General features: G+C 72.1%; 10 protein-coding genes. 2 read left to right on the forward strand and 8 right to left on the reverse strand.

The features are described from left to right. Window positions 1-51: 51 nt before the first annotated feature. The 8 genes from ACZ69M_RS35635 to ACZ69M_RS35670 all read right to left on the reverse strand — a co-directional run bounded on the left by ACZ69M_RS35635 (window position 52) and on the right by ACZ69M_RS35670 (window position 11,378). Complete coding sequence (locus ACZ69M_RS35635) at window positions 52-600, reverse strand: Pycsar system effector family protein (protein ID WP_470056521.1); 549 nt, start codon at window positions 598-600, stop codon at window positions 52-54. Beyond that, on the reverse strand, window positions 597-1,694 hold the full coding sequence (locus ACZ69M_RS35640) for a hypothetical protein (protein WP_470056523.1): 1,098 nt from the start codon (window positions 1,692-1,694) through the stop codon (window positions 597-599). Before ACZ69M_RS35640 ends, ACZ69M_RS35635 begins: the two co-directional genes overlap by 4 nt. Next, window positions 1,687-4,206: a hypothetical protein gene (locus tag ACZ69M_RS35645; protein ID WP_470056525.1), complete on the reverse strand. Its 2,520-nt coding sequence runs from the start codon at window positions 4,204-4,206 to the stop codon at window positions 1,687-1,689. Before ACZ69M_RS35645 ends, ACZ69M_RS35640 begins: the two co-directional genes overlap by 8 nt. A 5-nt stretch (window positions 4,207-4,211) precedes the next feature. Further along, entirely contained in the window at window positions 4,212-5,066 is an 855-nt protein-coding gene (locus ACZ69M_RS35650; protein WP_470056527.1) for a hypothetical protein, read from the reverse strand. Between the two features lie 114 nt (window positions 5,067-5,180). Then, window positions 5,181-5,894 carry a Crp/Fnr family transcriptional regulator gene (locus tag ACZ69M_RS35655; protein ID WP_470056668.1) on the reverse strand — a complete coding sequence of 238 codons (714 nt, stop codon included), beginning with the start codon at window positions 5,892-5,894 and terminating at the stop codon, window positions 5,181-5,183. 419 nt (window positions 5,895-6,313) lie between these two features. Then, window positions 6,314-7,813 (reverse strand): cellulose binding domain-containing protein, encoded by a 1,500-nt coding sequence (locus ACZ69M_RS35660; protein WP_470056529.1) that lies wholly within the window; start codon window positions 7,811-7,813, stop codon window positions 6,314-6,316. A 346-nt stretch (window positions 7,814-8,159) separates the two neighbouring features. Next, complete coding sequence (locus tag ACZ69M_RS35665; RefSeq protein ID WP_388144900.1) at window positions 8,160-9,506, reverse strand: radical SAM protein; 1,347 nt, start codon at window positions 9,504-9,506, stop codon at window positions 8,160-8,162. 864 nt (window positions 9,507-10,370) lie between these two features. Continuing rightward, window positions 10,371-11,378 carry a hydroxyacid dehydrogenase gene (locus ACZ69M_RS35670; protein WP_470056531.1) on the reverse strand — a complete coding sequence of 336 codons (1,008 nt, stop codon included), beginning with the start codon at window positions 11,376-11,378 and terminating at the stop codon, window positions 10,371-10,373. Between the two features lie 197 nt (window positions 11,379-11,575). Between ACZ69M_RS35670 and ACZ69M_RS35675 the strand changes: the two genes are divergently transcribed. Next, a complete protein-coding gene (locus ACZ69M_RS35675; protein WP_470056533.1) occupies window positions 11,576-12,826 on the forward strand; it encodes an FAD-binding protein in 1,251 nt (416 codons plus the stop codon). Between the two features lie 93 nt (window positions 12,827-12,919). After that, window positions 12,920-14,155 (forward strand): ROK family transcriptional regulator, encoded by a 1,236-nt coding sequence (locus ACZ69M_RS35680; protein ID WP_470056670.1) that lies wholly within the window; start codon window positions 12,920-12,922, stop codon window positions 14,153-14,155. The last annotated feature ends 119 nt before the right edge of the window (window positions 14,156-14,274 follow it).

Raw genomic sequence — 14,274 nt, forward strand, 5'->3', positions numbered from 1 at the left:
CCCCCTGGTTCCTTGGTTCGTCTCTGTGTCGTGTAGGTGCTGTGCCGCGTGTCAGCGGGCGGTCAGGCTCCAGGCCAGCGCCAGCGCCGTGGCAGGGGCGAGCGAGCCCACTCCCCAACGGATGGCCCGGTACTTGGCGGACAGGATCGAGCTGACGTCCACGGCCTGGACGAGCAGCCATCCGGCGGTGTCGCGTCCGGCCTCGGTGACGTCGGCGGTCAGCCCCGCGAGATCGCGGGGGGCGAGCAGGTCGCCGAAGTACGTCACCCCCTCCCGGCCGCGGACCGTGCGGGTGCGCGGCATGAGCGCCCCGACCAGCGCGGTCACCGCGACCACCCAGAGCACGCTCGCGAGGATCAGCGTCACGTCGGCGAGCCCGCCCCAGTCGGGCGGGCCGTGCCGCCCGATCAGGAACGCGGGCAGCGCCAGCGTTCCCGAGAGCAGTACGGCCGCCTTCGCGTCGGCGCGGCCGAGATCCTCCCTGACCGTGCTCAGCAGCCGTTCGGCGATGCGCTCCCCCCGGTCGGACCCGTGCGGACCCCCGTCCGGCACGGGCCCGACCGGGTCGGGGGAGGTGCGCGGCGGGCCGTCGCCGGTCACCGGTCCTCCTCCGCCCAGGACCATCCGTCGTCCCGGGAGCGTGTGCGACGGCGCGGCGGTTCGGGTTCGGCGTCCTGGGGGTCGCCCGAGTAGGGCTCTCTCGCGCGTGGTCCCCGGTCCGCCCGGGAGGGCGGTTCGTCCGCCACCCAGTCCGGGGTGAACGGCTCGTCGGCGGCCGGCGCCAGCTGCGGGGTCTCGCGACGGGCGGGCAGCGAGCCGATGGGCCCCTGGAGGGGGTGGCGGCCCTGGTTGAGGAGGTTGAGGGCCTGTGTCTCCATGTCGTTGGACTGGATCTGGCCGCTGGCGACCATGGCGAAGAGCCGGTCGACCCGTTCCTTCTCGTCCTGCCGGCCCTCCTGGCGGATCTTCTCCAGGAAGTCCTTGGCCGCCTCGGGTTCGGCCGCCAGCATGTAGCTGAGCTGTTCCAGCTCGCCGCCCTGCAGCATCTTGCGGAACGAGGCCTGGTGCACCCGGGTCACCTCGGCCGAGGCGTGCGCGTCCCGGATGCCGTCCATGTGCTCGATCGTCCGGTCGTCCACCCGCAGGCGGACATACAGCCGTACCCGCATGCCGAGTTCGGTGCCCAGCTCGGCCCAGCGCCCGCCGGCGCACTCCAGGGTGATGGCTCGGTCGGCCTGTTCGGCCTGGGTCACCCGGTAGGCCGAGGACACCTCGCGCAGCCGCTCGAGGACCGGGGCGGTGAGCCGCTGGGCGACGTCGGTGACGACCTCGGTGGCGGCCAGATGGGGATCGGTCACCGTCCAGTGGATGTCCACCTCGGCCTTGAAGAAGGTCGTGCCGCCCGCGGCGGGCAACTCCATCTGAAGTGTCGTCACATAGGTGCCGAGCGCGATCTCGCAGACGGTGTACGGCCGGGCCAGCGCCCGCTTGTCGACGTGCCGGACACCGGAGACGGTGACCACGCTGTAGCCGCCGTTGCGGTAGAACAGCACCGAGGCCTTCTGGGCGCTCACCTGCGGGTATCCGCCCGTCGGCGCGTACTCCCGCAGGAAGGGACCCGCGGGCCCCGCGGCCGCCTTCCGCGCCCTCAGCCGCTCCCTCGCCTTCGCCCGCGCGTCCTGGTCCTCAGCCATGGCTGTCCTCCTCGCCCGTCCTCTCCTTCGGCGGGACGGCGAGCCACCACAGGGCGCGCGCCTGAGCGTCGGGGAGCGGATTCTCCGGATCGTTCATCATTCGGCGCAGCAGCCAGTCCAGCCGCCGTCGGTCGTTCTCCTCGGTCGCCAGCGCGGGCAGCAGCGCCGCCAGCCCCGGCCGGGTCCCCTCGGTGCCGTTCCCGCGCACCGCCGAACGCAGCAGGGACTCCAGCGCGTCCAGGGCCACGTCCTTCGAGCGCGCCGTGTTCAGCGCACTCCACATCAAGTCGGCCATGGGAGGCACGAGTTCGGGGCGGGGGACGGCGAGGGCGAGCGGCAGTGGCCAGTCGGCGCGGGCGGCCAGCGGGGAGTCGGGCTCGTCGGACAGCACCTCGTCCACGGAGGTCACGGCGAGCCGGACGGTGGTCACCAGACCGAGGTCCTGGTACGCCGGACGCTTGTGGTGGGTCCAGTCGGCCACCCGCCGCAGCACCTTGGCACCGTCCGGGAGCGCCAGCAGCCGTACGGCGTTGAACGAGGCGACCGCCAGCTGCTCTCCGTCGTCGCGGACCCCGATCCGGGCCAGGGCGTCCAGGGCGTCCTCCGTCGTGTCCGCGGCGTTCCCGTAACCCAGTGCCATCGCCGCGGTCCAGCGCAGCGGCTTCGTCCCGTACCTGCTCCAGTCGTCGACCAGTTTGCGCACCGCCTTGCGGTGCGACGCGTGACCGGCCGCCTGGTCGAGGGTGGTGGCCGCGAAGATCCTCCGGCGGGGGGTTGCCGCCTCGGCGAGCGGGCGGATCAGCTCCGCGTATCCGTGGTCGAAGTCCCGTGCGCACAGCTCCCCGGCGGCCACCGCGGCGCGCATCCACACCTGGGGGCGTGGATCGTCCGCGAGCAGCCGCAGCCAGCGCACGATCGGTGCCCGGACGGGGAAGTGCCGGTCCCAGATCTCGGTGAGCACCGCGGAGGGCAGGGCGGATCCCCGGTACCAGATCAGCCGGGCCGGAACCTCGGTCCCTGCCACCTCGAGCCGGCCGTCGGTCAGTTCGGCGCGCGAGAGAGCGAGATCGGCTTCCGGGTCGTCGCAGAACAGCGGGCGTGCCGGGGTGTGGTCCGGATCGCACTGCACGGACAGTTCCCAGGTCAGCAGGTGGGCGGCGGCGGCCACGGCGCTGTGCGAGGCGCCGCCCAGTACGGCGAGCGCGATACGGAACGCCACCGGGTGGAACAGGGCCGCCGTACCCGGCCGGCCCGCGCCGTCCTCCGGCCCGGCGGGGGGCGCCGTCAGCGCCCGGTCCACTGCGGCGAACCACTCCTGGGCCTGGTCGGCGGCGAGGCTCCGGCAACCGGCCAGCAGTTCGTCCCGGGAGACCTCCCCCAGCTGGTGTCCGGCCAGCAGCGAGGCGAGCAACTCGGCCTCGGCGGGGCGCAGATCCTTCAGTCCGACCGCGTCCTTGACGTCCTGGCGGACCGACAGTTCCTCCGCCTCTGCGAGCAGGTCCTCCAGCCGGACCTCACCGTCCGGGGCGGCGGCGGCATGCTCTTCCAGCCGTTCCCGTAACCGGGTGGTGAGCAGTTCCTGGGTGGGTGCGGGAGGGCAGAGCTTGCCGTACCGCCCGGCCAGCAGCGGGTTGGCCGCCGACCCGACCGTGACGACGACCACCGCGTACGACTCGCACCGGGCCAGGGCCGCGGCGAGCCCGTCGAGGTCCATCTCGTCCGGGGGCAGCGCACCGGGCCCGGTGAGGGAGAGCTCCAGCAGATACCCGGTGCCGCGTCGCGTCTCCTCGCCCTCACCGGCCAGGGAGCCCGCCAACTTCCGCACCCCACCGTCCGGATCGACCCGGCGCACCCGGGATCCGGTCCCGGGTTCCGTGTCCGTGGCGTCCGCCGCGGGGCCGGTGACCTCGTCGAGGAGCGAGAGCGCGGTGCTGGTGCGTCCGGTGCCGGGGGCGGCGACGAGCACCAGCAGCCGACGGGTGCCGAGGGCCTTGCGCAGCTGCACGTATCCCCGCGGTTCCACATGGACGCGGCGGAGCCTGCGCAGTTCCTCGTCGGGCACGGGTCCGCTGCGCATCCCCGCACCGGAGTGGCGTGCGTCCATCCGCAGGTGGATGTCGCCGATGTGGGCGCTCTGGAAGTACGAACGGTCGAAGCTGTTCAGGTCCCGGCCGGTGTCGAACAGCATGCGGGTGGCTCGGCGGGCCCGCGAGGCGGCGGCGAGGTCGGTGGTACCGTCCTCGCCCTGCTCCTCGGCGAGCGGGTCGCGGGTGTGCTCCTTGAACCGCCCCGCGGCGCGCTCGCGTTCCTCCTCCTGCTTCTTCTCCTGGTCCTTCTTGACGTCGCCCTCTTCCTGGGCGTCGTTGCCTGCGGCTCCCTCGTCGCCTTCGGCCCTGCCCTCGTCGCCACGGGGCGGGTCGTTCCTGGCCTTCCCGTCGGCCTCGGGCGCACGGGCGTCGGCCCCCTTCGGGGGTGCGGGCTCGGCGCCGCCCGCCTGCTGATCGTCGCTCACTTCGATCAGCCCTTCCGTCGGCCGGCGTCACCGGTGATCCGCCCGATGTGCACGGGCTGCTGGTAGACGTTGTCGCTGTGCTGCGACATGTCGCCGTGGACGGTGTAGTGGGCGCCGGGAGCGTCGGCGCGGTCCTCGCCGTCGACGCCAAGGGTGTCCTCGACGGGGTCGCCACCCCGGGTGTCGTCGATGTCATCGCCACCCCGGGTGTCCTCGACGTCATCGGCGCGGTCGGCGTCAGGTGCTGCCGGTGCGGCGGTGGGGATCTCGGGAGCGGGCCGGCCGGGAAGGTGGAACCAGGCGGTGACCTCGCCCTCCTTGAGCTCCAGGCGGGCGGAGGAGTAGTGCGCGGGCTCGATGAACTTGCCGCCGCTGCTGACCACGTCCTCGTAGAGCGACTGGGAGGTCACCAGCACGAGGTCGGCCCGCTCGGCGTCCAGCAGCCGCCGGGCAAGCGGCGAGTCGGCCAGCCGGCAGGCGAGGTCGACCGCGCGCCCGCTGATGCCCCGGCCGTCGTGCCGGACAGGCCCGACGTGCATGCCCACCCGAAGCCCGAGGGGGACGCGCAGGCCGCGGTTCTCGTCCCGCAGATTCTCGTGCACCTCGACCATCCACAGGCCGAGCAGCCGGGTCACCGCGATCCGTCCGGCCACCGACAGCAGCACGCCGTCGCCGCGGTCCTCCATGTGTACGGCGTCCCGCGCCACCTTGGCGTGCGTGAAGGCCGCCTCCAGCACCCGGTAGATCCGCTCGCGCATGCGCTGCTTGTCGACGTCGTCGTATTCCCCGGAACGCCGGGCGTCGACGCTGATCACCAACTCGTAGCGTGCTTCGGTGAGATCCATCGCGTCGTGGTCCACCCCGTGCCCCCTTGTTCTCTCCACTTGCCGTCCCCCTCAGCGTCGGGCCCGGGGACGAAGGCCGTCTGTAGCCGTTTACACACGACGAGGCGTGGGTTACGGCAAGGCGTGGGTCTACTCCTGATGACCGTCCGCGAGGAGTGCGAGCAGTTCGGGGTCGAGGATCTCCACCATCCGGTTGCCGGTCCGCACGACGTGCTGGGTGCGCAGCAGCTTCAGTGCCTTGGCGACGGCTTCCCGGGTGGCTCCGATGGTGGCGGCCAGTTCGTCCTGGGCCAGTTGGACGACGGTGCCCGTGTGCGTGGCGCCGCCCGGTACGGCCGCGTGGTAGGGGCCGGACGGCTCGGCTCTCGACAGTTCGGTGAGCCGGCTGGCCAGCCGTTGCAGCACGGTGAGCGAGGCGAGCGCGGACCGCTCCTGGTCCGCGCTGCGCAGCCGGAAGGTGAGCTGGCGTATCACCAGACCGCTGACACGGGGGTGCAGGGCGAGGAACCGGCGGAACGCGTCCCCGGAAATGACCTGGGTCTCGGTCGGACCCAGCGCGCGCACGGTGGCGCTGCGGGGATGCGGGTCCAGGGCGGCCATCTCGCCGAGCAGTTCACCGGGCCCACGCAGACCGAGTATCAGCCGCGTGGCGCCCCGGTCCGTCGCCACGGAAACGGTCACCCAGCCCCGAATGATGATCAGGACGTGACTGGACCGGTCGCCCTCCGTCAGAAGATGGGCATCGGCCGCGTAGTGCTTCCGGCTGCCGAGAGCCATCACGCTCTCGCGCTCCTGAGGGGTCAGAGCGCGTGCGAAAGCCAGCTCATTGCCGAGCAGCCCCATGGCCACGCCCCCCGCCGCAATCATGCCGCCTGACTTTTCAGAGGCGTTGATGGTGGCAGAGCAAAGCATTGAGCCGAGTGAATTACGCCAGATCGGCCGTACTGGTCGGTAAGTGCCGAAGTGCCAGGTGGGTCGCCCGGGGATGCCGTCCCCTCAGGACGCCCCCACCACCGGTGACCGCGGCCGATCCGTCCGCCTCCACTCCCGCCCCACCGACGACCCTGAGGTCAGGACCCACGCCGCACGGCCGGTCCCGTCGGTACGGGGAACCGGCCGGGGCGGCGGACTTGGCGAAAAATCAGGTTTCCGCCGCCGGAGGGGTGGTGGGGAGGTGGTGACGAGGTGAGAGGACGGTGTCTCACACCGGCTCGCTGCGCGTCACAGCGGCTCGTCGCGCGTCACACCGGTCGGCCGGATGTTCAGCCGGCGGCCTGGCAACTGGCCTTGTTGAGGGTGAAGTTGCGCGCGGCCGAGTTGGAGCCGGTCCAGGAACCGAGGAAGCCGAAGGTGAAGGTGCCGTTCGCGGCGACGGTCTTGTTGTAGTCGGCGGCGGTGGCCGTGACGTGGGAGTCGTTCTGGGTGTAGGTGCCGTCCCACATCTGACCCACGCGCTGGCCGTCCTTGAAGGTCCAGCCGAGGCTCCAGGTGGCGAGGGCCTTGGTGGAGGTGACGGTGACGGTGGCCTGGAAGCCGTCCGGCCACTCGCTCACGATCTCGTACTTCACCCGGCAGTCCGGCGCGGCACCCTTCGTGGAACCCTGCGCGCCGCCCTGCTTCCCGGCGGGCGACGAGGACTCGCCCTGGGCCTCCTGGTCGGAGTTGCCCGCCGGACGCGAGGTCGAGTCCGCCACCGCGGGCGAACCCGTCGTCCCCGACCCCGACCTCGTCTTCGAGCCCGAGGGGAAGGAAGGGCCCGGGTCCGCCACGGACTGCCCGTCCGTCGACTCGCCCTGCGCGGCGTTCGCGTCGCCGCCCTTCGAGCCGCCGAAGGGCATCAGCGAGACCGTGAGCGCCAGTGCGGACACGAGGACGGCCGTGACCAGGATCCCGGTCCTGCCGATCCGGGGCCGGACCGGCTTGCCCTCGTTCAGCCCCGTGTCCACCGTCGCGTCCGTGCGTCCGCCGGTCAGGCCGGCCTCGGCGGCCCGGCGCCGCCGTTCGAGATACGCGAGGCCGCCCCAGCCGATCACACCGCTGGAGAGCGCCGCGGGCAGCCCGCCGCCGTGCAGCCGCAGACAGGCGGCGGCCTCCGCACACTCGACGCAGCGCGCCATGTGCCGGGAGAGGTCGTCGGGCGTCTCGGCGCTGGGTGAGCGGGTGACCGCGTCGAGGAGCCGCGCATAGCTGCGGCAGTGGGCGTTCATCGGCGTGTCGAGGTGGTTGCGGTGGCAGCGGTCCCGGAACAGCGCCCGCACCTGGGCGAGTTCGGAGGACGCTGCCGCCGGATCGAGACCGAGCCGCCGGGCCACCGCGGACATCGGCAGCGACTCGACCTCGGCCAGCCACAGCAAAGCGGCGTCCGGCTCCTGCATGTCCCTGAGACCGCGCAGCGCGAGCGGGCGGTGCAGCGGCGGTCCGATGTAGCGGGCGGCCTTGTCGGAGTGGAGCCACAGGCGCAGGTCGGGGTCGAGCCGATGGCCGAGCCCGTTCGTCTCCCAGGCGGCGGCCACGGTACGGACGGAGGCCAGCAGCAGCGGAATGCGGGGCAGCCTGAGCGCCCGGCGTCCGGTACCGGTACTCTTCGATGCCGCGGTGGCGGCGCGCAGTTCGTCGATGCCGTGTGTGAACGCCTCGGTCGCCAGCCGCGTGGCCGAGGCCGAACCGGACGTGCACAGATCGGCGTACGACAGGACCGCGTCCCAGCACTCCGAGAGCAGTGCGGCCTCGGCGGCGTTCTGGGGGGTCGGCAGGTCGGGCATGGGGGGCTCCTGCATCAACTGCTTCCAGGTGCAACGTCTACAAACGTCTGACCAACGTGATCGTCAACTCACCCTCTGTACAAGGGAGTTGAGGCCGTCTCAACGACGGGGCCCCGAGCCTTTCACGCTTCCCACACAACTGACAAGCGAGGTATTCAATTACGGTGGCAAGCGGTTGCGGCGCCGTTCGTCCGAGCGCGCGCAGCCTCCCTCCCGCCGTATGGAAGGTGATACGGAAGGGAGGCCGATACGTCTCGATCGCCGTCGACTTTTAAGAGGTTCTACTCAGAGGTTCTACTCAGAGGTTCCGCTCAGGGGTTCCGCTCAGAGGTTCCGCTCAGAGGTTCTACGGAAGCTTCGGCTCGGCCGCTTCCGCCACCGCGGGTTCCCGCGCCGGGAGGCTGTCCATGAAGGAGCTCACCGAGAAGACCGCCTGGCCGGGTCCGGGCGGGCCGTATCCGGGCGGGGAGGACAGCCCGAAGTCCTCCATGGTCGAACGGTAGGCCTCCAGCAGCCGGATGTGGTACTCCAGCGGCGCGCCCTGGGGGTTGGCCTTGCCGAGCGGGGTCGTGGGCTCCGGGCACCAGGTGGTGAAGCGGGGCGTGATGCCGTGCGACATGAAGAAGCGCAGCCCCTCGGTGGTGGAGGCGATGGCCTCGTCGACGGTCGTGAAACCGAACGGCTCCGCCATCTCCACGCCGGCCACGAAGTTGGGGATCACGTTGCGCGCGCCGAAGACCTCCGCGGAGTCGAGGATGCGCTTGTGCCACTCGTCGCGGCCGACATAGCGCTCCTTGCCCGGGCAGTACAGCTCGAAGAGCCGCCGGTCCCACACCTCGTAGTTGGGGTGGTAGATCTGCACGCCGTAGTCCTTGAACCGCTGCACGTCGTCGCGCGGCAGCGCCTGCGCGACGACCTTGCCGATCCAACGCCCCGGGAAGCGCTCCTCGATGGCCTTGGCGTAGTGGCCGTAGAAGTCGGCCTCGTCGCGCCCCTGCAGTTTCGAGGTGATCGCGCCGCCGGTGAGGGTGTACGCGGTGGAGGCCTTCGCCGTGTCGTACCGGTCGATGATCTCCAGGGCTTCGAGGACCTCCTCGACGTCCTTGACCCCGGTGTACGGGCGCCCCGCCGCCTTGTGCTGGCGCCAGTTGTGGTTGATGTCGCAGTACTGGCACTCCTCCTTGGCACCGAAGTACTGGCAGACGCGGAAGACGGTGAGGTAGATCAGATAGCCCCACTGGATGGTGGGGGCGACCTCCATCACGGACTTCCCGTTGGAGAGCGTGTGCCGGTAGTACTCGGGCATCGGCGGCACGCCGACGTCGGCGATCCGCTTCCCGTCGAGGTAGAGCCCGAGCATCCCTTCCTCGTCGGCGGCGACGCGGTAGGGCGAGGCGGGGTTGACGCGTACGGAGACGACCGTCCGGCGCAGGTCGTACGGGCCGCCCGTGAGGATGATCTCCTCGGGCGGGCGGCGCAGGGCGGCCTCGCCGAGCTCGGGCAGGGTGCCGTGGTCGAAGGAGAAGATGAAGTACGACTTCGGCTTGACGTCACCGTCCTCGTTGTCGGAGAGCGCCGACTCGTCGAAGGCCACACCTCCGCGGAGCAGGTCCTCCTTGAAGACGGCCTCCCGCGGTACGTGCGGGAACCGCTCCATCAGATCCTCGACCAACGCGGTGCGGCTGCCGACCATCCCGTTCTCCTCGCTCCCGACTCGTTCAAGTCCTCGTGCTCGACTCCTCACGGTATGCCCCTGCCTGCGCGCCGGCCGTGCCGGGTCCCCTCGCGGCGCGATGCGCCTCCGGCGGCGGTACAGGGTCTGACTCGGGCACGCCCCACGTGGCCGCCGGCAACAGGGCCCCGCCCCAGAGCCCGAAAACCACGTCGAGGACACCCGTACAACCTCTCCGAGAACCAACGCGACGAGCCCCCACGGGTGAGCCGGGACGAGCCCCGGGCCCAGGCCCAACGGCTGATGAGGACCAGAGCCCCAAGAACTGCGCCGGGGCGCAACCCCGGGCAGGGGTCAGGGGCGCAACCCCGGGCAGGGGTCAGGGGCACAACCCCGGGCAGGGGTCAGGGGCACAACCCCGGGCAGGGGTCAGGGGCACAACCCCGGGCAGGGGTCAGGGGCGCAACCCCGGGCAGGGGTCAGGGGCGCAACCCCGGGCAGGGGTCAGGGGCGCGGCCCCAGACAGGGGGCCAGGGGCGCCGCCCCGAGTGGGGGTCCCGGGGACGCGCCCTGAGCGCGAGCCCGGAACAGAGCCCCGAGCGCGAGCCCGGAACAGAGCCCCGAGCGCGGGCCCCTATTACAGGCCCAGGTGGGGCCCCGGGGACACAGCCCCGAGTGGAAGTCCCAGGGGCACAGCCCCCAGCGCGAGCCCGGGGCACAACCCCGAGCGGGATCCCACGGGCACGGCCCCGGAGAGGGAGCGAGGAGCGCAGCCCCGGGCAGGGGGACCGGGGGCACAGCCCCCGGGGATGGGATGGGTAGGGGTGGCGGGGGCGGGGGCGGGGGCGGGGGCGGGGGCGGGGGCGGGGGAAGTCTCGGGCCCAGTCACGCCCCGCGGTCCAACACCCCCGCATCCACCGCGAACTCCACCCCCGCCCCTGCAACAACCCGCTCCGCCTCCGAGAGAACCGTCAGACCCAGCCGGGTCAGCTCGTTGCCCTGGGAGCCGGCGAGGTGGGGGGTGATGAAGGCGTTGGGGAGGTCGTAGAGGGGGGAGTCGGCCGGCAGCGGCTCGGGGTCGGTGACGTCGAGAATCGCACTCACCCGCTCGGCCCGCAACGCGTCGATCAGCGCGCCGTGGTCGACGAGCGAACCCCGCGCGGTGTTGACGAGAACCGACCCGGCCGGCATCAGACCGAGTTCACGGCGACCGATCAGGTGCCGGGTCTCGGGAGTCTCGGGAGCGTGGACGGTGACGATGTCGCTGGTGGCGAGCAGGTCGTCGAGCGGGAGGAGAGGGACCCCCAGCTCGGCCGCCCCGGCCTCGTCGACGTACGGGTCGGTGAGGCTCACCCGCAAATCGAAGGGACGCAGCAGTTCGATCACACGGCGGCCGATACGGGACGCTCCCACGACACCCACGCGGCGGCCGTAGTTGCCGATGCCGGGAACGAGGGCCCACCCGGGCAGGGAGCGCCGCGCACGCAACCGGTCGCGCTGCGCGAAGAGGTCCTTGCCGGCGAGAAGGATCACGGCGAGGGTGTATTCGGCGACGGGCAGCGCGTTGGCGACGGCGGCCGAGGACACCACAAGGCCGCGGTCCCAGACCGCCGGGGTGGTGAAGCCCTTCACCGAGCCCGCGGAGTGCAGCACGGCACGCAGCTTCGGCGCCGCGTCCAGCGTGACCGCATCCAGCCGCGGGCAGCCCCAGCCGGTGATCAGGATCTCGGTCCCGGCGAGCGCCTCGCGGACACGGGGCCCCGAGAAGTCCTCGGCCACCAGCGCGGGATCGATGTCCACGACCTCCCGCAGTCGGGACATCACCTCGGCCGGAAAGACCTGCGGCACGTTCTCGGCGGACATGGCGAACATCGCCACGGGACGCTCGGGCAAGGAGTCAACCCTCCGGCTCGGTGACTACGGGACAGGGCGACACAGCAAGCGCTCTCTACCGCTTCTACCGTAACCGCAGCCCGCCACGCACGACAGGGTACGGGCCCGGGACACCGGACCGGCCGACCCCGGGGTAGTTTCCAGCAGTGGCCATCGCACGGCCGCGCACGGCGACTTCCCGGGGAGGCACGACAGGGATGACAGAAACCCTGACCAACTGGGCCGGCAACATCACGTACACCGCCAAGGAACTGCACCGCCCGCACACGCACGACGCCCTCGCGGCGCTCGTCGCGCAGAGCGCACGCGTCCGCGTCCTGGGCAGCGGGCACTCGTTCAACGAGATCGCCGAGCCCGGCGACGACGGCGTACTGGTCTCGCTCACCGCGCTGCCCCCGACCGTGGACGTCGACTCGACCGCCCGTACGGTGCGGGTCGCGGGCGGCGTCCGGTACGCCGAACTGGCCCGCCGGGTGCACGAGCACGGGTTCGCCCTGCACAACATGGCCTCTCTCCCGCACATCTCCGTGGCGGGCTCGGTGGCGACCGGCACCCACGGCTCGGGCGTCACCAACGGCTCCCTCGCCTCCGCCGTGCGCGAGGTCGAGATCGTCACGGCGGACGGCTCGACCGTCACGATCGGCCGCGACGACGCGCGCTTCGACGGTGCCGTGACCTCCCTCGGCGCACTCGGTGTCGTCACCGCCCTCACCCTCGACCTGGAACCGGACTTCGAGGTGAGCCAGCACGTCTTCACCGAACTTCCCCTCGCCGGGCTCGACTTCGAGACGGTGGCGGCGACGGCGTACAGCGTGAGTCTCTTCACCGACTGGGGGCGTCCGGGCTTCCGGCAGGTGTGGCTCAAGCGCCGTACCGACCAGCCGCTGCCCGGCTTCCCCTGGGCCGCGCCCGCGACCGAGGCGATGCACCCCGTGCCGGGCATGCCCGCCGAGAACTGCACCCAGCAGTTCGGGGTGCCCGGACCGTGGCACGAGCGGCTGCCGCACTTCCGGGCGGAGTTCACCCCGAGCAGCGGGGCCGAGCTGCAGTCCGAGTACCTGCTGCCGCGCCCGCACGCGCTCGCGGCGCTGGGCGCTCTCGACGCGATCCGCGAGCACATCGCGCCGCTGCTCCAGATCTGCGAGGTGCGCACGGTGGCCGCCGACCGGCAGTGGCTGAGCCCCGCCTACGGCCGGGACACCGTGGCCCTGCACTTCACCTGGGTCGAGGACACGGCGGCCGTCCTGCCGGTGGTGCGTCGGGTCGAGGAGGCGCTGGAGCCGTTCGGCCCCCGGCCGCACTGGGGCAAGGTGTTCACCACGCCCGGGGAGGTGCTGCGCGGGCGCTACCCGCGAGCGGACGACTTCAGGGCCCTGGCCGAAACCCTGGACCCGGCGGGCAAGTTCACCAACCCCTTCGTGCGGGACTTTGTTCAGCCCCTTTCCTAACCCCTTGTGGAACGTCCTCGCCAGGCCATAGCCTTGCGCCGCGCCGGGCCCCAGCCCCGCTGTGCGGTACGGAGGACCGAGGTGGCAAAGCAGGTGAAGCGGACATCGCGCGACATCCGCACCGCGAACCGCTACGAGGTGCTGCGCCAGATCATCGCCGCGTCCCCCACCTCACGACAGGAGTTGGCGGCGGCCACCGGGCTGAGTCTGGCCACGGTCGCCACGCTCGTCGGTGAACTGCTCGACCTCGGGATGCTGACCGAGGTCGGGTTCGAGGACTCCGCGGGGGGCCGCCCCCGGGGACTCGTGGCCGTCAACGCGTCGGGGGGCGCATTGATCGGCGTCGACATCGCGGAGACGTACGTCCGCGTGGAGCTGTTCGACCTCGCGCTGAACGTGCTCGCCCGCGCCGCCGAGGACATGCGCCCCGGTGAGAGCCGCCCGGAGCAGGTCGTCGGGCATGTCGCCGCGGCCGTCGGCTCGGTGGTCGCGCAGGCCGGGGTCGAGGGCGCGCGCGTCCTGGGCGTCGGGGTCAGCGTGCCGGGCCAGGTGGACCGCGACACCGGCATCTCCGAGTACGCACCGAACTGGGACTGGCACGACGTGCCGCTGCGCGACCTGCTGGCCGAGCACATCGCCTACCCCCTGCACCTCGACAACCCGCTGCGCGCCTGCGCGGTCGCCGAGCTGTGGTTCGGCGCGGCCCGCGGTCGCGGGGACGCCGTCGTCGTCAACCTGGGCACGGGGGTCGGTGCCGGGCTCGCGCTCGGCGGCGGGCTGCACCGCGGGGTGAGCAACAGCGCGGGCGAGTGGGGCCATACGACGCTGGTGCTCGACGGGCGGCCGTGCCACTGCGGCAACCACGGCTGCGTGGAGACGTACGTCGGGGCGCCCGGGATCATGCGGAACCTGCGGGAGTCGAGCCCGGAGAGCCCGCTGCTGCATCCCGAGGACCAGACCGCCACCATCGACGCCCTGTCCCGCGGGGTCGCCGCCGGCGACCCGGTGGCGCTCCAGGTCGTCCGGGACACCGCCCGCTATCTCGGCGCGAGCATCGCGGACCTGATCAACCTCCTCAACCCCGAAGTCGTCGTGCTCAGCAGCTGGGTGGCCGCCACGCTCGGCGAGCCGTTGCTGCGCGAGGTGCGTGAGGCCGTCGCCCGGCACGCGCTGCGGCGACCGCTGGCCGCCACCGAGATCGTCCTCTCCCCCATCCCCACCGACCCGGTCTGCCTGGGCGCCGCGACCTTCGCCCTGGAGGGCGCCCTGAACCCGGTGGGCCACAAGCCCGCCGCCGGCAGGACCGTCCCGCGCCGCACCGCTCTCTAGGGGGCCGTGGGCCCCCGGGGCCGACGGTCCGCCAACTCACCCTGCTCACGGCCCCGTTCGATCCACCGAACCGCAGACAACGCTTCGAACAGACTTCGTCCAACCCCTTGCCGAAGCCT

This window comes from Streptomyces sp. NPDC107454 (genome assembly GCF_055582885.1).

Bases quoted from the DNA above. Each gene is read 5' to 3' on its own strand.
- ACZ69M_RS35640 (WP_470056523.1), bottom strand. From the start codon at position 1,694: ATGGCTGAGGACCAGGACGCGCGGGCGAAGGCGAGGGAGCGGCTGAGG.
- ACZ69M_RS35655 (WP_470056668.1), bottom strand. From the start codon at position 5,894: ATGGGGCTGCTCGGCAATGAGCTGGCTTTCGCACGCGCTCTGACCCCT.
- ACZ69M_RS35660 (WP_470056529.1), bottom strand. From the start codon at position 7,813: ATGCCCGACCTGCCGACCCCCCAGAACGCCGCCGAGGCCGCACTGCTC.
- ACZ69M_RS35665 (WP_388144900.1), bottom strand. From the start codon at position 9,506: ATGGTCGGCAGCCGCACCGCGTTGGTCGAGGATCTGATGGAGCGGTTC.
- ACZ69M_RS35675 (WP_470056533.1), top strand. From the start codon at position 11,576: ATGACAGAAACCCTGACCAACTGGGCCGGCAACATCACGTACACCGCC.